This is a genomic window from Ruegeria sp. C2, from assembly GCF_056537765.1.
This window is the reverse complement of sequence record NZ_JBQFRZ010000009.1, coordinates 31027-47911: the sequence shown is the minus strand read 5'-3', so window position 1 is coordinate 47911 and position 16885 is coordinate 31027. Positions and strand designations below refer to the sequence as shown.

Annotated in this window: 19 protein-coding genes and 2 pseudogenes; 16 read left to right on the top strand and 5 right to left on the bottom strand. The window is 55.9% G+C overall.

Annotated features, from left to right (window positions below; translation table 11 throughout):
* Window positions 1-79 precede the first annotated feature (79 nt).
* The gene (locus ACR0IV_RS19020) at window positions 80-379 is read left to right on the top strand and encodes an MBL fold metallo-hydrolase (protein WP_170417797.1); all 300 of its coding nucleotides are present in this window, start codon (window positions 80-82) and stop codon (window positions 377-379) included.
* Between the two features lie 482 nt (window positions 380-861).
* Here ACR0IV_RS19020 and ACR0IV_RS19015 read toward each other — a convergent pair whose 3' ends face one another.
* The 4 genes and pseudogenes from ACR0IV_RS19015 to ACR0IV_RS19000 form a co-directional block, all read right to left on the bottom strand.
* The gene (locus ACR0IV_RS19015; RefSeq protein ID WP_174819503.1) at window positions 862-2268 is read right to left on the bottom strand and encodes a DUF7986 domain-containing protein; all 1407 of its coding nucleotides are present in this window, start codon (window positions 2266-2268) and stop codon (window positions 862-864) included.
* Window positions 2269-2383: 115 nt separating this feature from the next.
* A pseudogene (locus ACR0IV_RS19010) lies at window positions 2384-2524 on the bottom strand (DUF6429 family protein); the annotation flags it as partial.
* Window positions 2525-2679: 155 nt separating this feature from the next.
* The gene (locus tag ACR0IV_RS19005) at window positions 2680-2982 is read right to left on the bottom strand and encodes an SH3 domain-containing protein (protein WP_152460662.1); all 303 of its coding nucleotides are present in this window, start codon (window positions 2980-2982) and stop codon (window positions 2680-2682) included.
* Between the two features lie 102 nt (window positions 2983-3084).
* Window positions 3085-3477 carry a GFA family protein gene (locus tag ACR0IV_RS19000; RefSeq protein WP_152460663.1) on the bottom strand — a complete coding sequence of 131 codons (393 nt, stop codon included), beginning with the start codon at window positions 3475-3477 and terminating at the stop codon, window positions 3085-3087.
* A gap of 215 nt (window positions 3478-3692) precedes the next feature.
* On the opposite strand from ACR0IV_RS19000, the gene ACR0IV_RS18995 reads away from it, so the two are divergent.
* From ACR0IV_RS18995 to ACR0IV_RS18940, 12 genes and pseudogenes are all read left to right on the top strand, one after another.
* Window positions 3693-3980 carry a WGR domain-containing protein gene (locus ACR0IV_RS18995; protein WP_237215935.1) on the top strand — a complete coding sequence of 96 codons (288 nt, stop codon included), beginning with the start codon at window positions 3693-3695 and terminating at the stop codon, window positions 3978-3980.
* Window positions 3981-4148: 168 nt separating this feature from the next.
* A pseudogene (locus ACR0IV_RS18990) lies at window positions 4149-4814 on the top strand (DUF3768 domain-containing protein); the annotation flags it as partial.
* Between the two features lie 84 nt (window positions 4815-4898).
* On the top strand, window positions 4899-5930 hold the full coding sequence (locus tag ACR0IV_RS18985; RefSeq protein ID WP_480659717.1) for an IS110 family RNA-guided transposase: 1032 nt from the start codon (window positions 4899-4901) through the stop codon (window positions 5928-5930).
* Between the two features lie 212 nt (window positions 5931-6142).
* Window positions 6143-6322, top strand: coding sequence for a DUF3768 domain-containing protein (locus ACR0IV_RS18980; RefSeq protein WP_480734423.1), 180 nt, complete (start codon window positions 6143-6145; stop codon window positions 6320-6322).
* 218 nt (window positions 6323-6540) lie between these two features.
* Window positions 6541-8406 (top strand): ParB/RepB/Spo0J family partition protein, encoded by a 1866-nt coding sequence (locus ACR0IV_RS18975; protein WP_170417794.1) that lies wholly within the window; start codon window positions 6541-6543, stop codon window positions 8404-8406.
* A 115-nt stretch (window positions 8407-8521) separates the two neighbouring features.
* Window positions 8522-8815, top strand: a complete 294-nt coding sequence (locus ACR0IV_RS18970) for a type II toxin-antitoxin system RelE/ParE family toxin (protein WP_170417791.1) — start codon at window positions 8522-8524, stop codon at window positions 8813-8815.
* Window positions 8816-8820: 5 nt separating this feature from the next.
* On the top strand, window positions 8821-9111 hold the full coding sequence (locus ACR0IV_RS18965; RefSeq protein ID WP_152460667.1) for an addiction module antidote protein: 291 nt from the start codon (window positions 8821-8823) through the stop codon (window positions 9109-9111).
* Between the two features lie 22 nt (window positions 9112-9133).
* On the top strand, window positions 9134-9676 hold the full coding sequence (locus tag ACR0IV_RS18960; RefSeq protein ID WP_170417788.1) for a hypothetical protein: 543 nt from the start codon (window positions 9134-9136) through the stop codon (window positions 9674-9676).
* A gap of 683 nt (window positions 9677-10359) precedes the next feature.
* Window positions 10360-10560 (top strand): hypothetical protein, encoded by a 201-nt coding sequence (locus ACR0IV_RS18955; RefSeq protein WP_170417785.1) that lies wholly within the window; start codon window positions 10360-10362, stop codon window positions 10558-10560.
* A 472-nt stretch (window positions 10561-11032) separates the two neighbouring features.
* The gene (locus tag ACR0IV_RS18950; protein WP_170417782.1) at window positions 11033-11452 is read left to right on the top strand and encodes a hypothetical protein; all 420 of its coding nucleotides are present in this window, start codon (window positions 11033-11035) and stop codon (window positions 11450-11452) included.
* The gene (locus ACR0IV_RS18945) at window positions 11449-13284 is read left to right on the top strand and encodes a relaxase/mobilization nuclease domain-containing protein (protein WP_170417779.1); all 1836 of its coding nucleotides are present in this window, start codon (window positions 11449-11451) and stop codon (window positions 13282-13284) included. Before ACR0IV_RS18950 ends, ACR0IV_RS18945 begins: the two co-directional genes overlap by 4 nt.
* An 87-nt stretch (window positions 13285-13371) precedes the next feature.
* Window positions 13372-14409: a hypothetical protein gene (locus ACR0IV_RS18940; protein WP_170417776.1), complete on the top strand. Its 1038-nt coding sequence runs from the start codon at window positions 13372-13374 to the stop codon at window positions 14407-14409.
* A 209-nt stretch (window positions 14410-14618) separates the two neighbouring features.
* Here the strand turns inward: ACR0IV_RS18940 and ACR0IV_RS18935 are convergent, their stop codons facing one another.
* Window positions 14619-15035, bottom strand: coding sequence for a MerR family transcriptional regulator (locus tag ACR0IV_RS18935; RefSeq protein WP_170417773.1), 417 nt, complete (start codon window positions 15033-15035; stop codon window positions 14619-14621).
* A gap of 74 nt (window positions 15036-15109) precedes the next feature.
* Here ACR0IV_RS18935 and ACR0IV_RS18930 point away from each other — a divergent pair, with 74 nt between their 5' ends.
* The 3 genes from ACR0IV_RS18930 to ACR0IV_RS18920 all read left to right on the top strand — a co-directional run bounded on the left by ACR0IV_RS18930 (window position 15110) and on the right by ACR0IV_RS18920 (window position 16865).
* Complete coding sequence (locus tag ACR0IV_RS18930; RefSeq protein WP_170417770.1) at window positions 15110-15739, top strand: cation efflux transmembrane domain-containing protein; 630 nt, start codon at window positions 15110-15112, stop codon at window positions 15737-15739.
* Between the two features lie 74 nt (window positions 15740-15813).
* Window positions 15814-16281, top strand: a complete 468-nt coding sequence (locus tag ACR0IV_RS18925; RefSeq protein WP_170417767.1) for a DUF411 domain-containing protein — start codon at window positions 15814-15816, stop codon at window positions 16279-16281.
* 161 nt (window positions 16282-16442) lie between these two features.
* Window positions 16443-16865: a c-type cytochrome gene (locus ACR0IV_RS18920; protein ID WP_170474328.1), complete on the top strand. Its 423-nt coding sequence runs from the start codon at window positions 16443-16445 to the stop codon at window positions 16863-16865.
* Window positions 16866-16885 lie beyond the last annotated feature (20 nt).

The following is a 16885-nucleotide window of genomic DNA, read 5'->3' as shown; positions in this document are numbered from 1 at the left end:
TCCACGCCTATTGCCGTTACCTCTGCACAAGAAACCTACTTTGTCTCGGGCCTCCTGTGAACCTTAGGACTGCGACAGGGTGTATTCCGTCACTCTGATCCCCACGCCAGGCCAAACACCAGGTCATGTCTCGGTCGAAATCACCAGTGGCGACCGGCGCGCTCTGATTACAGGTGATGCAATCCATACAACCGCCCAGTGCTGGCATCCCGAGTGGCATTTTATGTTTGATTCCGATGCTGAGATGGCCGTGACATCCCGTCGGAAACTGTTGGAAAGCGCCTCGGAAACGGGATGTATTGTGCTGGGAAACCACTTCGCTTTGCCGTCTATTGGTCGGGTGAAGGCGGACAACGACGCGTTTCGCTGGGAGGACTAGCCCAGGTTGTATTTTGATGTGCGCGGGTCTGTTGTGGGATGGCGGCTGACGTGAAAGTTCGACGCGCCGCGCAGCTTACAGGCAATGATCGGCGAAACTAAATCTCGAACCCATTGGGCTATGTCACATTCCCTTGAATTCTTGTTTCACAAGCTTTCTCTCTTCACCATTTTGTGAAAGCCTGAAGCAGTTATGAGTGACAGAGTGTGCAATTTTCAGAAAACAGTGGTTCTTTCTGAACTCCAATCAGCTCTCTTGGACGGAATTTGTGATCACTGCGAGGTGACAAGTTCGGAACTGGCCAAGAGTGGAGAGGTGCTGGAAATATGTGGACAAGAGTACTGTTTCGATTATGAAACCGGTGTGTCCACGGAGACTGAAATTTTGTTGTGCCCCAGCTGTCACGAGGCAAACCATCTGGACGCGCAGCGACAGCATAACCCTTGCCACATCTCTGCAAGACGCAGCCGGGAAAACATGGGTTAGTCGATGGGTTCAGGAGGCGAAGCTTTGGAACGGTTTTTGCAAGAACCATCGCTGGTCCAATTTCGGTAGTCTGACAGACCAAGCTCGTCCCACATCCAGCCGAAATCATACTCAGCCACCGGAGAGCCGGTCTGGCGCGCGCTGCGGTTTTCGATTGTCTTCAGCCAGTCTATGACTTTCTTCCTGCCCGCCGTGCTGCGAACGGCCTGGCGCGGGGTCTTGCCATCCAGGGCAGGAATCGGCTGGTCAAGCGTATCGCGGTAATGCTGTTCGAGATATTCGTGGGCCATCTGACGGGCAAGGGCACGGGGGATGTCCTCTTCTTCTGCCACTCCGTTACTCGTGCTGTCATCCGCCATCATCTGTTCGGCGGTCTGGATTGATGTCAGCGGAGATTTCACCAGGTCGCCCAGGAGGTCCCGGACCAGGGCTTCGCCGCGTTCAGCGCGCGCTGTAGAGCTCACAGAAAGTGTGAGTGTCCGACCTTTCAGATCTAGGGACCCAAGCACGGAGGCCCCTGACATTGATTTGTCCAACACGAGGCCGGTGCCGTGCTTGGTGCCGGACGGGGTGTCGAGGTCAAGCCAGGTCCAATCCTTCTGGCCTGAGATCACGAGTTCTGCGGACTGTGTTAGCTTTTCAGATACCTGGCTTTGCGTCACTTTGCTGGCGAGGGGGAAGCGCATGTCGTGAAAGAGCAGGTTGTCGCCATCGCTGTTGCTGATTTGTGGTGGTTCCGGATCCAGTAGGTTCGGCAGATGTGCGAAGAGCCAGGCATTGGTGAAGAGGGGTGCGGAACGGTGTAGCTGATCCTGTGTCAGCCTCAGTTCAACGTCGGGGTTCAATTTCAACACGGAGCGGAGCCCGTCTTCAAAAAACGCGACGGTGTCGGGGTCGAATGGGAGCAGCGCCCCCGAGATCACGTTATAATCCCCCTGTGCGACAACCCGAGCTGCGATGCGATCCCATCGCTGCAGCATCTGCGTCGCGCTGTGTTCCCGGACGGTAACCGGCTCTGCGTCCGAAAGCATGTTGCGCAAGACCATGGATCTGCCGGGGTCTACCTCGCTCACCTCATAAAGGCTGACCGACGCGTCCCGCAATCCTTTGATATAGGCGCGGGTCTGCGCACTCTCCTTGGAACCGCTCCCTTTCAGATAAGCATCCGCAGCGTTTTCGGCGTCCGCTCCGAATGTCCTGCCCAGCAAATCTTCCAGGCCACCACCCCACAGGACCATCGGCCAATCCTCGCCCAGCAAGTCGCCCAGATCCTCGAACTCAAGATCGAAGGCCTCGAGCGCTGGCAGAAAATGCTCGTCCAACACATCAGCGAGCCGCTCATGCCAAATCTCGTCACGGGTGATAAACCCGATGAGCCCACCAAGATCGTTCCCCGTTGTCATCTTCAGCTTCTCCCTGTTTGCCGGACAGGGGCGATTTAGCGCAGATTGCAACCGCCAGCCAGCCCACACGCGTATGCAGACCTGCGTTACATGGAGGGACTTGTCATGGCGAATGCTATGTCTTTGGCTCCCGCCCAAAAAGCTCTGTGAAAAGCTTTTCGGAGCGGCGCAGGCCTTCATCGGTCAGTACCACCGATTTTGCCTTTCCAACCGGGTCCAGGATCAATCCGTTACGGTGCAGGCGATCAAGCGCTCCCCAGTCAAAGCCTTAGGGCCGTCCTGAACCCAGCGAATTCGGGGATGTTGCGAGCCGCTTCGACGACGGGTGTGAGCCCAACTAGTGGATTCGTCAGGGCGTTTCCGCCGGTATTCTATGATTGCTAAAAGATGGTGGTGCTGATCGCTGTCGTATTAGATTTTCCGCAAATATGCCCAAGAGACGTATCCCTTAAGCTTGCGCGCGCGCTCCAAAGAGACGCGGCACCAACGGGTGCCACCGGTCTGCTCACAGCCGTGAACTCGTAGTGCGGTTCCATTTGGAAGACCAACGATCACATTGAACCCTGTTCCAGGCCCACTGCGCATTTTTAGCATGTCACCGTCTTCGACGCCAAAAACCTCATATGTTCCGAGTGACGCGGCCGCCGCCGGTTTAACGTCCATGACGACCCCCAGGAACAAAGCCATTAGGGGTAAAAAGATTGCATTGCGCATCGCGATGTCCTGCTTATTGCCTCAACGACAATCGTAGCAACTCGGGTCACCAAGAGGAACAACTCCAAGACAGAAATGTAGGTGATACCAAAGCTTCAAACGCTACATTTCTTCCAAATGGTGGGGAACCCTGGCCCAGTTGGGGGCATCTTTCACAAAAACCTTGCTCGTTGGCTTGAAGTTGTTTGGCTCATCCAATGTCCCAGCCGCAATGCTCGTCAATCCGAAGGCTGTCACGCCCCACAGGCCTGATCCGCAGGTGCCACAAAAATGCTTGATGACAGGTCGACCTTCCTTTGAGGTCTTCTCAAAGGTCCGTGGTTTGCCTTTCAGCAGCTGCAGGTCTTCCGACTTTATCATGTACCCGGCATAACCGTCCGTTCCGGTCATCGATAGGCAATCACTGCAAAAACACATGAGTTGCATTACTGCGCTGCCAGTGACCTGGTATCGAACCTCACCGCAAAAACATCCGCCTTCCAAGATTTCAGCCACGTTGCCTTCATCCTTCTATTTCGTTTTGCAAGATATGAGAAAACCGTACCTACTCTGGCCAGTGGTCACAACGGTTCCAGCAGCGGAATGTGGAATGGTGCCAATATGAGCTCCTGTACCTGGATGGGTACGAGGCAAGCATCAGACAGATTGAGTTGTCGAATGTTTTCATCACGGTTCTGAATCCTTGCCAATTGACTGTTCCAGCAAAGTCATTGGACAGACGAGCTTTATTGATCGACAATCGCGTCATGGAGCTGACAGACACCACACCTGTGCACCTGATCCATGTGGACCCTGAGATCAACATGGCGCGGTTCTATGGCATCGAGTTGCAGCCGACGTTGTTTGGGGAGGTTTCAGTGCTTCGTACCTGGGGGCGTATTGGCACGAACGGGCAAGCCATGATGGTGACGTATGATGACGAAGCCCTGGCTAGTGAAGCGCTCCACAATCTCGAAAAGCAAAAGCTCCGTCGAGGGTATGTTCCGGTCGGTGAGTGACTTCGGGCTGCAGTCTGTTTCTGTGGCAAATCCCGAGCCTTTCGGCTCGTGAGCAGGCTCTAGGTTTCAGCCGACGTATCGGCTTCCACCCAGAACACCCCAGAATGATCTCCCTGTCCCAGTAGCCCCTGAACCGTCTCAAGCGAGCCGGGGCAGGGGCTTTGGGTCATGGTCGGTCCAAGCCGAGGTGATCTGCCCGTTCGGGTGACGATCCCTTTTGCGCTCCCGCAGGATCAAAGATCCTTTGGCTTCTTTTGTTGGTCAGGCGGGATTTGGACAAGCCAAACGCCACCCGACGTCAGGGGGAAGGCGCGGCCTCCCCCCTCGGACAAGACAAATAGACAAGACCGTGTCCTCGCGCGGGGCGCTGCGGGCCGCACCACTCTTGTCGATTTGTCCTGTCTCGCCCCTCTCCGCGTTCGCCACGGGGCAGGTTTTAGAGACGACGCCCTTTCAGGGCTCGGCTCAAAACCAGCACCAAAGGGGATCAACCCCAGAGGTCGCACCACAAAAGGAGAGACGGTTTTGGACATTGAAAAGACAAAAGACATCGACACTGACACCAGCCTGCAGGCGGCAGAGATTGCGACCCAGAATGACCTATTTCGGAAAGCGCTGATCGATCCGACTGCGGCAATCGAGATGCATTCTAAGGGAATTCAGGGTCAGGTATTTGTCACGCCCGGCGTGTCAGGTGAAGGGATGGAGTTCCAGACTGCAGCTTTGGCAGCGGTGGCGTCGGATGACCAGTTTGACGAGGGCAATGACCCCTATGGCGATCACACCTTTGGGGCGGTGACAGTCCGTGACCAGAAGCTGTTCTGGAAGATTGATGGGGTGGATGCTCCCTCCCGCAACGGCATCGCAATGTGCCAGACTGGCTTTGTGAGAAGTCAGTTCAAAGGAAAGGAAGCATCCATGTCAGAGATTAGCATTCTGGCCGTCGACCTTGCAAAGCACTCGTTTCAAGTCTGCGCGACCACGGCAGAAGGCGCTGTCGTATTCAATCGCAAATTCACCCGTGGCAAGTTAGAGCAGCTGCTCACCGAACATCCGATTTGTCTGGTTGCCATGGAAGCTTGCGCGACCAGCCACCATTGGGGCCGTTTCGCCACAGAGCTTGGTCACGACGTGAGGCTGATCCCGCCGATCTACGTTAAGCCGTTCGTCAAACGGTCTGCCAAAAACGACGCCAATGACGCTGCCGCGATCGCCACGGCGGTGCGTCAGCCGAGCATGAGGTTTGTAAAGGTCAAAAGCCAAGAGCAGCAGAGCCATGCCGTGTTGTTCCGCACCCATCAAACTCTTACGCGTCAGAGGGCACAGCTCATCATCACATTGCGTGGCCACCTGGCCGAGCACGGGGTCATTGTCGCCAAAGGGAATGCTGCCTTGCTCGACTTCGAGAACACTTTGGAAAGTGAGAAGGAACTCGTACCAGTTTTGGTTCTGGAGGCGGCGCGGCTGTACTACCACCACATCGAACAGCTGGCGCAGTCCATCGCCACGCTTGAACGGCAGATGGCCGAAGCAACGAAACGCGACGAAGACATGCGACGCCTGCGAACAATGCCCGGCATCGGACCAATCAACGCAGCGGCATTTATGGCATTTGCACCGCCGATGGAGAGCTTCCGTCGCGGTCGTGATTTCGCCGCTTGGCTTGGGTTGGTTCCGAGACAGCTTTCAACGGGTGGCAAAACCCGATTGGGCCGTGTCAGCAAGATGGGTCAATCCGATCTCAGGCGATTACTGATCACCGGCGCGACGGTCTGCATTCGATGGGCGCGCTGGAAAGGGATCAAGCCAGACACCTGGCTCGGGCGACTACTCGAACGCAAACAAGGAACGCTCGCAGCCGTCGCATTGGCAAACAAGATGGCACGTATTCTCTGGGCCATGGTCACGAAGAAACAGGATTATCGCGGAGGACTGGTGGAATATGCCTGATAACGCGCAAAGATTCGGGCTGGTCAACTCAAGCTGACCAATTCCGGAGAGTGAGGAGATCTACGACGATTATGGGAACCAGGATCGGCTGATCCACTAAGGGAAAACCATCTAAAGGTCAGGGACGAAGTGAGTCCTAAAGATCGATTTGGACCCGAGGTGATCGAACACCATAACGGCCCGTGGCAGTTCAGAGCCACATCTCATGAGGCCTGACACACGACCGATACCGATATCTGAGAACCAAAAAATCTGTCCGAAATCGCCTTGCGAAACCGGGAGCATCCACACACGATCTTTACGACACGGACTACACGTATGGGTCCGACCGGCCGTTTGACACGTCAGTGACGCGCCGCGTTCTGACCATCATGTGCCCCAGCGAATACTGATCTCAATCCCAAACCGGAAAGGAGGTGAACACCATGAGCAATGAAATCTTGCAGCAACGTATCGCAGAAGCGTGGGCGCTAATCAGGAAGGGCGACAATTTCCACATCGCGCGCCGCTTCCTGATCCAACACGCAGCCATCTAAACGGCTCCGCTCTACCCCGGAAGGGGTAGGGCACCCTTAACACGATCTCAAACACTCAAACAAGGATTTGCCCCATGAGCAAAGTCGAAACATTCACCGCACCGGAAACCATCGAAACCGTATCCCTGTCCGATCTCTACCTGTCTGACATCAACCCACGACAGGAGGTTGGTGAGGAAGGTATTGCACTTCTGGCCGACAGTTTGGTTATGTGTGGCTTGATCCAGAACCTCAGCGGGTTGCGCGATACCGATGGCAAAGTCGCAATCGTTGCCGGTGGTCGCCGCCTACGGGCTCTGAACATCGCCGTGACTGAGCGCGCTGATCTGGCACAGGTTCCCGTTAAGGTCACGGACAATCCCTTCGTGGCTGAGCAATGGGCCAATGCGGAGAACACCGCCCGTGAAGAACTGGACCCTGTGGACGAGGTCCGTGCTTATGGCAAAATGGCCGAGAAATCTCTGTCTATTGCCAAGATCAGCAATGCGTTTGGCGTGACCGAATCCCATGTGCGCCGCCGCCTCGCGCTTGCCAGTCTGCCCGCCGCCGTTCTGGATGCGCTCAAAGCCGGTGAGATCAGCATGGGGCTGGCCAAGGCCATGACCGTCAGCACCGAAGAAGAGAAAATTCTGGAGGTTCTGGAACGGGCCAAAGAATGTCGGTGGTTCAGTGAGCATGATGTCAAACAGGCACTGACGTCGGAGGCTGTTAGCAGCACTAGCCGCAAGGCCGTATTTGTCGGGCAGAAGGCTTATGTTGAGGCGGGCGGCACCGTCACCGCTGATCTGTTTGCCGATGAAACCCTATTCAATGAAGGCGCGTTACTGGATCGTCTGTTTGCCGAGAAACTGGCGGTAGAAGCGGAAAAACTGCGCGACGCGGAAGGCTGGGACTGGGTGGACACCCATGAGGAAAGCTACATTCCCTATGGGTTCTCGGGTACGAAAGACATGCACCGTTTGGACATGGTGAGCCGGGACTTCACCGAAGGACAGGCCGAACGGTATGACGAACTTGCCGAACTCTATGAGGGTGAGGCTCTGGACGCGGATGGTGAAAAGGAGCTGGCCGCGCTTGAGGACTATACGGCGCCGTTCTATTCTGACGCGCAGCGCAAGCTGTCCGGCGTGTTTGTCTATGTCACCAACAATGGCGAGATCAAAACATCCCCGGCCTATGTCGCGGCGGAACATGTTCAGGCTGCCATTGAGGCTGGTGTTCTGGCCCCGGTCAAAGAACCGGAGATCAAGGAAGAACCAAAACCAGTTTATTCGCAGAAGTTCATCGACGACATGGTGGCGATCCGGCTGGCAGCGGTTCAAACGGCCCTGCTGGACAAGCCTGATTATGTGTTGAGCCTGTTTGCTTTCTTTGCCACCCCGGCCTCCGGTCTGAGCAGCAATCTGTTTGGGTTTGGCTATGGTGGTGCCGAGCGGAACACACCCGAGATCGATGACCAGTTCATCCTCGACCCGCGTCTTGGCGGAGAACGGGATGAAGCGGCACAGGCAGCCTATGACCAGTTCCACGAGATTGCCGCACAAGGCAGCGTGGAAGCGTTCAAAGCGTTTCGCGATCTGGGCAAGAAGACCCGCAATGGTGAGATCACGGGTTTTCTGGCCCGGCGGTTTCTGACCCAACGCCCGGAGTTCATGGCGGAGATCGAGGCTGAGATCGAGGCTGACATGCGCGCGATCTGGACCCCTTCGGCTGAAAACTGCTTCAAGCGTCTGAAAGGCTGGCAGCTGGATGATCTCTACAAAGACCTGCTGGACCTGCACATCGACGCCGACATGTTCAAAGCCTTCGCGAAATCCAAAAAGGGTGCCAAGAACGAGGCGCTGCACAAGCTCTTCAATGATCCAGAGCATCAAAAGGCACTGGGCGTGACCGAGGCACAGAAAGCCCGGATCGATGCATGGGTGCCGGATTGCTTCTGAAACTGGCAGGGCAGGGCGCAACGCGCCCTGCTTTTCAGCAATGATTTTTGATTTTAGTTCAATGGTATAGGTTGTTTTGACTTGAAAGGTTGTAGCCTGTAGGCTACATATAGGTATGATAGAAATTCGTAAGACGGACCTGTTCGACAAGTGGCTCAAGGGCCTGAAGGACCAAAGGGCGAGAGCCAGGATCTTGGTTCGCATCACGCGGTTGAGCCTGGGCAATCCCGGTGATGTGAAACCGGTTGGTGAAGGTGTGAGTGAACTGCGTATCTCCGAAGGGAAGGGGTATCGCGTTTACTATGTGTCGCGCGGTGACGTTTTGATCGTTTTGCTGTGCGGGGGAGACAAGTCATCCCAGCAAGCCGACATCAAAACCGCCAAGGCGATGGCAAGAGAGTTGGAGTGAAAAACATGGGTGTCAAAACAACGAAGTTTGAAGCGGCTGACTATCTGGACAGCCCGGAAGCCATTCAAGCCTATCTTGAAGCGGCTTTTGAAACCAGCGACACGGCGCTGATCGCGTCGGCACTTGGCGATGTTGCCAAGGCCAAAGGTATGTCGAGTGTGGCCGACAAATCTGGTCTGTCTCGGGAAAGCCTCTACCGCGCACTTAGCGAAAATGGCAATCCCGAGTTTGGCACGGTGCTGAAAGTGCTGAGCGCTGTGGGTGTGACGCTCACCCCGAAAATGCACGTGAATTAACCCACTTTAAAGGCTATCCACCATGTCCACCGATGCAGCTCCGTCTACGGTTGAAAAAGCCGCCCGCCGCGTCTGGAAATCCGCGCAGATGTTCGTCGGGTTTCATACAGACCAGAAGGGCAAGCCGCGCACACAGCCGAAGCTCTGGCCGCCAAAAAACGGGAGCGCGTCGATCCATGGTGATCCCAGCGCGCAGGAGGCCATCGTGGTCGTCAAAGCCGCTGATCCGGACGAGGTACAGGACGTGCAGATCAAGCTGCACCCAAACCGCATTGTTGTGCGCCGCGATGCAGATGCCTGGTGGCAGGGTGTCGCTGTAGATGAGCATACCGTGACGGTCCGAATGGCCGACAACACGATCATCGAAATCCGCCATGACGGATCGGTGAAGCGGCGCTCGGCAGAGGACGAAACCCATGTTGAAGCAGATGGCAGCATCTTCAAGTTCACGGAATTTGCCGAGGCGCATATGACGGGTGACGGGGTGGAAATGACCCGCCGCACAGAGGATCGCATTGCCACGATCACAGCTGACGGTGTTGTCGATCGCGCGCGCAAGCGTTAGCCTGTAAAGAATACCTCCAGATTTTCCTTTGGTTAAACTCGTGGCCCGCTTCGGTGGGCCTTTTTCTTGGCGTACTCATCACTGTATCTGCCCGTGCGCCGGTCTCGCCCCGCGACAGCGCTTGAGAGAGTTCTTGCGGATTACCGGGGCGTCCTACCGAACCCGCCAATCCAAATTGAGTCCGGCTGTTTACCTGATCCGCACAAGCACGGACCAGGGCCGGACCGTCCGGTCTTTGGCCTCCGCCAGTTGGATAGGGCGGTTTGCACCGTCCGTCATTCTTCATCCTTTGCGACGACGGTCATACCGACCCAGAAGGGCAACCCCCAACTTAGAACTGAGCGCCGCGCCTGTGTCGGATCGAGGTGATGTTGCCGCCATCAAAGACATCGTTTTGTTCAGATGTTCCGCGCGCAGCGATCCCAGAAAGCCTTGCCTTTCACCAGGTCTGACAGTTTCAAGTACGTTGCCGGAGAAGATCCTCGGCTGCGGTGTTTCTGAAGGGATGAACATAAGCGGGCAGTCGGGGAAGACGCGCGGCGCCCGGGCCGGGCGCCGCGCTTCAACAAGGAATGTCCCCTGCGCCTGCGGCGCATTCCGCGCGGATCAAATTCCCTGCTGACATCCCCTTGATGCCCGCTTTTCCCTTGTTCATCGAAACACGCCATAGCGAGGATCAAACAATGGCAACTCAAACTCTGAAACTGAGCGTCAAGACCGGTGAAAAAGAAGGCAAGACATTCTGGGATCGATGCGGGGTGCTCTTCGTCAATACCGATGAGACCGGCACCATCACCTCGATCCAGGTCAAGCACAGCATGTTCCCTGGCGTTGAGATGGTGGCCTTCCCGAAGCGCACCGATGACGATCCCGTCACCGAATGACGGGAGGGCAGGGCGGCGCAAGCCGCCCTTTCTTCTGCTCCGGCCGCAGGCCGGACCACATATGCGCCACAGGTGGCGCGCGGTCCTAAGACCGGGCAGGGGTGCCGACCTGCCCCAATGCGGCAGCAGACAACCCTGCCACACCCGCCGCGAAAGCGGCGGGACATTGAGCGCGCTGAGGCGCGCGGAAAATGCCATACTGACCTTGAACGTGCCGGTATGTGACGGGCGCTGTTCGGGCAGCTCCCGCTTTGCGTGATTGCCCTGCGCCGGTCCACCGGCACCCACGCCTGCTGGCTGGAAAAGGGGCAGGACCCTTTTCCCGGCGTGGAGATTGCCTCCAAGAGCAAAACTGTTCCGGGGGCAATTTGAGAAAATACGGATTTCTAAAATCACCCCCGGTTTCCTCTTGGAGAGTATGACAGGATAAGGTAGTTGTGTTACAAGTCATAAAAACAACCAGAGGTATACATTGAGCAAGCCCGGCGACACCACTGTCTTTTCCGTTCGATTGCCGTCAGATGCGTTGGTGCGTTTGGAGGAGGCCGTGCAGTCGCTTGGGGCCAAGAGCCGCAACCAGATCATCCAACGACTGATCTATCGTCTGATCGGGTATCTCGATCCTGACCCGGCCGTTGTCGATCTCTGGCAGACGCACTTGCGGCAGGTTCAGGGTGGATACACCAACCTCAATCAGCTCGCAAAATCGGCCAAACGCGGTTCGGTGATCTGGACCGATGACGACCGGCGCGATGTCGAAAACCTCCATCGTGCGATCATCCAGCACCGGCAAGACCTGAAGGCGCTGATCACCGCGGCCCGCCGAAACCGAGAGCCAGACTCCGCCATTCGCCGAATCTTGCGCGACGATGAGAGGACATCTGAAGCATGAACGTCGCGGCTCACAATTTGACGGCAGGGGACTTTCTGGAGCTAGCCTTCCGGGAAGCGCAGAAGGGTATCGATCGGTCCAAGCAGATCAGCCAGCAGCTGCAAACCGCCAAGCGCATGAAGTTCATGATCTCGCGGGCCTCATCCATCAAGGCGCGGCTTGGTGCTGTGGTTGGAAAGCCCGAGGCGGTTGTGAAACACGTCCGCAAAGGTGGGGTGAAAAAAGCGCATGAGCTGCGCCGCCAGATCAATTACCTGACCGTCAGGGCAGAGGGCGTGTTGGACATCCGCGACAATGGTGTGACCCCGCTCGATGCCGATCAGGTGAGTGATCTGATCGAGACCTGGGCCGAGGATTTCAACGGGAAAACCAACTATGGTTATACCCGTCACATGATCGTTTCTTTTCCCGAAGGCACCTATCCGGATGCCGCGCATGAGGCCGGTTTGGACTTCGCGGATCGCCTGTTTGGGAGCGGTGATTTTGGCGATACCTGGGACTATCTGACCGTGTTCCACAACGACACTGACAACCCCCATGTCCACATCGTTGTGAATAACCGAGGCGTGGAACATGGGCAGTGGTTGGCTATGGGTATGAGCAGCGACATGAACATCGACGTTCAGCGCTCTATCCAGGTTGAGGTTGCCGAAGGATACGGAATTGAGCTGACCGCAACGACCCGCCTTGAGCGCGGTTTGCGGCAGGAAGTTGAGACCGACACGTGGAAGGTTCAGGCCGGACTGTCTGTTGTTGAAAGCACTCCGGAGGTTGAAGTTACGGCCCGCGACATGGCCGGTGATGTGATGACACTCTCCATCGCAAGAATGTCGGATCTGTTTGATGAGCGCGCCAACGCTGTCAAAGACCGGATCGAAGAGTTTGCCATCCAACTCGTTGAAAGTGAGGAACCTATGGTATCGAGAATGGAACATCTGCTGGATCAAGCCCATCATTTTGATGATTACGGCGAGCCAGGAGACCCGTCTTATGTGTCGCCCGAAGTCATGAGCAACTTGCGGCGACACATCGAATTAGGCGGTTCTGAGGAAACAATCGCACCCGAGCTGAAGGCTCAGGTTGTTGCCCATATCAGCGACGTTCGGGACAACGAACAGAGCCATCCGTATCTGTCTGCCCTTGCTGATATTGTCGATGACAAGGCGTTCCAGTCGTCCGCTGATTATGCCCCGGCAGCACGCCGGTACGAGGTCTATATACAGGACACCTTGGGCAAGGGGGCCTATGAGGACTTCCAGACTCAGACCAAAGAATTGCTGCAATCCATCGACAAGATGGAAGGGCTGGCCCGTGAGGTTGACGACCCTCATCTGCGTGTCGCTATGGATATTCAAATTGGCGAGTTGAAGGGCGACGTTGCGGACCTGCGCACCAACGATCCGGACCTTCAAGCCTTCATCATCGAGGACCGCCGCTATTCAACGATGATGGGAATGGGCACTGCCGAAATGGATGTCTTGGATTATTCAGAGGCCGGCAAGTGGGCAGCGATCCGCAAAGAAGTCACCGACACGGCCAGCAGCTACGGCCTCGATGGCGAGGCGTTCGTTGCCCGCTTTGGCGATCATCAGAACGTCACCCTGGGTACAACAATGGGATGGCGCAGCGACGACATTTCGACCGCCGCGGCCCACTTCCAGGCGCAAGGATTACCCGACAGCCACGACCGCGCTGAGGCCGTTGTTGACGAGCTGCACCAGCTTGCGTCTTCCAGGATCATCGCAATCTCAGAAGAACTTTCAGACGTTCACGCCCACGCAACGCACCCGCTCTTGCAGGGGCGCGGTGACGATGACGGGCACAGCTTGTAAGGACTTTAACCGGTCTGCCTGATGCGCGCGCCAACGCCCCAGGCAGACCCATCACAGAGTTTTCCATCAACTCGCAAAGGAAAAACTATGGTTTCGCGTACAGACTATCTTTTGAACGAAGTCGAACACTTCGCACCCTATTCCAGATTTGATCAATCCGCCCCGCGTGAAGATCGCGTTTCAGAGCAGATCGACATCATCAGGAAAGAACAGCAGGCGATGGGCTTTGATCGTGCAGCCATCGCCTCAAACAGCTTCGACATCGAGGACCAGGCCAACCGCCGTGTTGACGAACATACTGCGCAACAAGATCTGGTCGAAGAATTCAAAATCGAATTTGAAGCTGCGGAGCGGTCAGGGGAGCCGGTTGATCTGAACGATATGCAGGCTTTGGTTTCTCAGCACATGAGTGATGCTCAGGAATACGATCTGTATCACCCTTACTATTCGTCCCTTGCGGATCTGAGTGGTGACAAGGATTTTCAGGAGTCCGACGACTACCAGTCGCCCGGTGATCGCTATGTTCAGTATATGCAATCCGCTTTGGGGGAGGCCATCTTTGAGAACTACGAGCAGCAGACCAAGGACATCGTGAACTCCATCGAGAACATGGAGGCTCTTGCACGAGAGGTCGAAGATCCACACTTGCGTGCCGCAATGGACGTTCAGATCGGGGAGTTGAAAGGCGATGTTGCCGAACTGCGCCCATATGACACCGACCTGCAGGCATACACTTTGGCTGATGACAGCTACACCACATCCATGAATGCGGCCGAGTTGGACAACCTGGACCCCACGGAAGCCGAAAAATGGCTGGCTGTGCGTGATGACATTGTGGCGACCGCGCACAGCTTCGGTCTCGACGGAAGCAAGTTCCTGGCCCGCTACAACGATCATGACAGCGTTTCAATCGGCACAACGGCGACTTGGAAAGACGCGGACATTTCCACCGCTGCCGCCCATTTCAACAGCCAAGGCGTTCCGGACAGCTACGAGCGCGCGGAGGCCGTTGTTGGTGAGCTGCACCAAGTTTCATCCAGCAAGATTGCCGCCGTGGTGCAAGAGATTGCCCATACCCGCGAACAGGCTACCCACGTCCATGAGTATGATGGACACAGTCTTTAACCACGGAGGACATGATAGATGATTGTTCGCGCCGGTGAATGTGTTGCCGGGAACAGCGAGACCACCGGGTTGGAGTAATGTGGGGTCTGTTCCGATTGGGACGGACTCTTGTCCTTGGACATTCCGGGCATTCGCTGCACCACGTTTGAATAGGCAAGAAGCGGACAAAACAGTCTTTCGCTGGGACTAAAGCAATGTCCGCTCATAGTTTAGTGATCGTGGTGACAGAGTTTATGATCGGCAAGAGACGCGAGCACATAGCAGTTCTCTGACACTCCTTCGTCATCACAGCCCTTCGAAATCCGAACCAGCTCTTTTTCAAGAGCCCGTAGTCGTTTGATCTTTGCTCTTACTTCGGAAAGTTGTGAGACGGCGATGTCCGTTGCGGCTTGGCATGAACGATCCGGGTGGCCTTGAAGCACAATCAATTCGGAGATCGCTTCAATTGAGAAACCAAGATCGCGTGCATGCTTGATGAAACTGAGACGCTCTAGCCCTGCCACATCGTAGCGCCGTTGGTTGCCTTCGGTGCGTTCTGGTGCGGCAAGCAGGCCCATTTCCTCATAGTAGCGGATAGTCGGAACTTTGACCTTCGTGCGCTTGGAAAGCTCCCCGATAGAAAACATGAAAATACCTCTTGAACCTCTAGTAACTAGAGACACTACACTATGGTCACGACAGATACAAAAAGGGCTTCCCAATGTCAGCATGTTGCGGACACAACGCCAAATTCGACGGCGTATCAGACGACTACAAAAGGAGGCTGTGGATTGTCATTGCTCTGAACGCGGTGATGTTCGTCGTCGAGATGACTGCCGGTCACTATGCAAAGTCTCAGGCACTTCAGGCCGACGCTCTAGACTTCCTTGGGGATGCTTTGACCTACGGTATCTCGCTGGCAGTGATCGGGGCTTCAATCCGTGCACGCACCAATGCCGCTCTGGCGAAAGGGGTGAGCTTGCTGCTGATGGGTCTTTGGGTGTTTGGATCGACCGTGTACCGGGTGTTCTATGTCGGAGTGCCGGAGGCCGAGATCATGGGCATCGTTGGCTTTTTCGCTCTTATGACCAATCTCGCAAGTGTTCTCTTGCTCGTCCGTTACAAGGACGGCGATGCAAATGTGCGCTCTGTCTGGCTATGTTCGCGTAATGACGCCATTGGCAATGTGGCCGTTATGTTTGCAGCTTTAGGCGTCTGGGGCACAGCTAGCGGTTGGCCTGACCTGATTGTTGCGGCGGTCATGGCAACGTTGTTTCTTTCCTCTGCTTTCCAGATCGTGCGCCAAGCGCTCGCCGAGCGTCGGGAAGTTGGCGAACATGAGCATGTTTGACGTGGATTATGACCTTTGATCTCGAATGATACGAAATCGGCTCAATTTAGTTGGAAATACCAAGGACTCTCGCCATGAACCTGAAACGCCGCCAAGTACTGACTTACGCCGCTGGCTTTGCCAGCACAGTACCATTTGCCGCGTTTGCGCAAGACACGCCTTCCGTCCGTGTTCTCAAGGATCCGAACTGCGGCTGTTGCCAGGTTTGGATCGACATCCTGCGGCAGGAAGGCTTTCGCATTACCGAGGAGCGCAGCTTTGGAACACAGCTTGTCCGCCACAAATTGGACAACGGCATTCCCGAAGAAATGATGTCCTGCCACACAGGCGAGATCGATGGCTATATGATCGAGGGGCATGTGCCGGTTGCAGACATTCGTCGTCTGCTGGAGGAGCAACCCAGTGCTGTTGGACTTGCTGTTCCTGGCATGCCCTACGGTTCCCCTGGGATGGGGCCGGAAGATCGTCGTGAGGCCTACGACGTGTTTTTGATCCTCAAGGACGGTAGCACCGAGGTGTTCAAGAGTTACGAAGCGGCCTGAGGCGACGTTCATCGAGCGGAAACAGTAAGGAGGAGAAGATGACGAAGCTTGGATTACGCACTCTTACCTTAAGCGTTCTGTCTATCACCATTGCTACAGTGGGTTGCGCACAACAACAACGAGGAGATTGGTGGGGTCACGGGCCAATGGGATCTAACCACATGAGGTCTGAGCACATGCGTGGTTGGGGGCACGGCAATATGGGGCCTGGCCAGCAGCAGCGCATGCAACGACATTGGACGTATATGAACGAGGACGTGCCCGCAGCCTACCGCGGGGCTCGGAGCACCATTCGTGCAACGCCCGAGAATGTTTCGGAGGGCAAGACGCTATATACGGAAAACTGCGCAAGCTGTCATGGAGCTGAGGGTTTGGGCGATGGTGAAGCCGGACGTTCGCTCGCGCCCTCTCCCGCTCTCCTACGATGGTTCGTTCAGATGCCGATGTCGGGGGACGAGTACCTTCTTTGGGCAATTTCCGAGGGCGGCGAACGCTTCGGAACAGACATGCCAGCCTTCAAGGAAGCGCTGAGCGAAGAAGACCTTTGGAAGATCATCGTTTATATGCGTGCGGGGTTCCCTTGATCTGTCGTCAATCTGTTGGT

What these genes read in the sequence shown, in the direction of transcription:
- ACR0IV_RS18985 (WP_480659717.1), top strand. Translation starts at nt 4,899, where the DNA reads ATGTCAGAGATTAGCATTCTGGCCGTCGACCTTGCAAAGCACTCGTTT.
- ACR0IV_RS18945 (WP_170417779.1), top strand. Translation starts at nt 11,449, where the DNA reads ATGAACGTCGCGGCTCACAATTTGACGGCAGGGGACTTTCTGGAGCTA.
- ACR0IV_RS19005 (WP_152460662.1), bottom strand. Translation starts at nt 2,982, where the DNA reads ATGCGCAATGCAATCTTTTTACCCCTAATGGCTTTGTTCCTGGGGGTC.
- ACR0IV_RS19015 (WP_174819503.1), bottom strand. Translation starts at nt 2,268, where the DNA reads ATGACAACGGGGAACGATCTTGGTGGGCTCATCGGGTTTATCACCCGT.
- ACR0IV_RS18975 (WP_170417794.1), top strand. Translation starts at nt 6,541, where the DNA reads ATGAGCAAAGTCGAAACATTCACCGCACCGGAAACCATCGAAACCGTA.
- ACR0IV_RS18960 (WP_170417788.1), top strand. Translation starts at nt 9,134, where the DNA reads ATGTCCACCGATGCAGCTCCGTCTACGGTTGAAAAAGCCGCCCGCCGC.
- ACR0IV_RS18930 (WP_170417770.1), top strand. Translation starts at nt 15,110, where the DNA reads ATGTCAGCATGTTGCGGACACAACGCCAAATTCGACGGCGTATCAGAC.
- ACR0IV_RS18935 (WP_170417773.1), bottom strand. Translation starts at nt 15,035, where the DNA reads ATGTTTTCTATCGGGGAGCTTTCCAAGCGCACGAAGGTCAAAGTTCCG.
- ACR0IV_RS18925 (WP_170417767.1), top strand. Translation starts at nt 15,814, where the DNA reads ATGAACCTGAAACGCCGCCAAGTACTGACTTACGCCGCTGGCTTTGCC.
- ACR0IV_RS18965 (WP_152460667.1), top strand. Translation starts at nt 8,821, where the DNA reads ATGGGTGTCAAAACAACGAAGTTTGAAGCGGCTGACTATCTGGACAGC.
- ACR0IV_RS18940 (WP_170417776.1), top strand. Translation starts at nt 13,372, where the DNA reads ATGGTTTCGCGTACAGACTATCTTTTGAACGAAGTCGAACACTTCGCA.
- ACR0IV_RS18920 (WP_170474328.1), top strand. Translation starts at nt 16,443, where the DNA reads ATGAGGTCTGAGCACATGCGTGGTTGGGGGCACGGCAATATGGGGCCT.
- ACR0IV_RS18955 (WP_170417785.1), top strand. Translation starts at nt 10,360, where the DNA reads ATGGCAACTCAAACTCTGAAACTGAGCGTCAAGACCGGTGAAAAAGAA.
- ACR0IV_RS18970 (WP_170417791.1), top strand. Translation starts at nt 8,522, where the DNA reads ATGATAGAAATTCGTAAGACGGACCTGTTCGACAAGTGGCTCAAGGGC.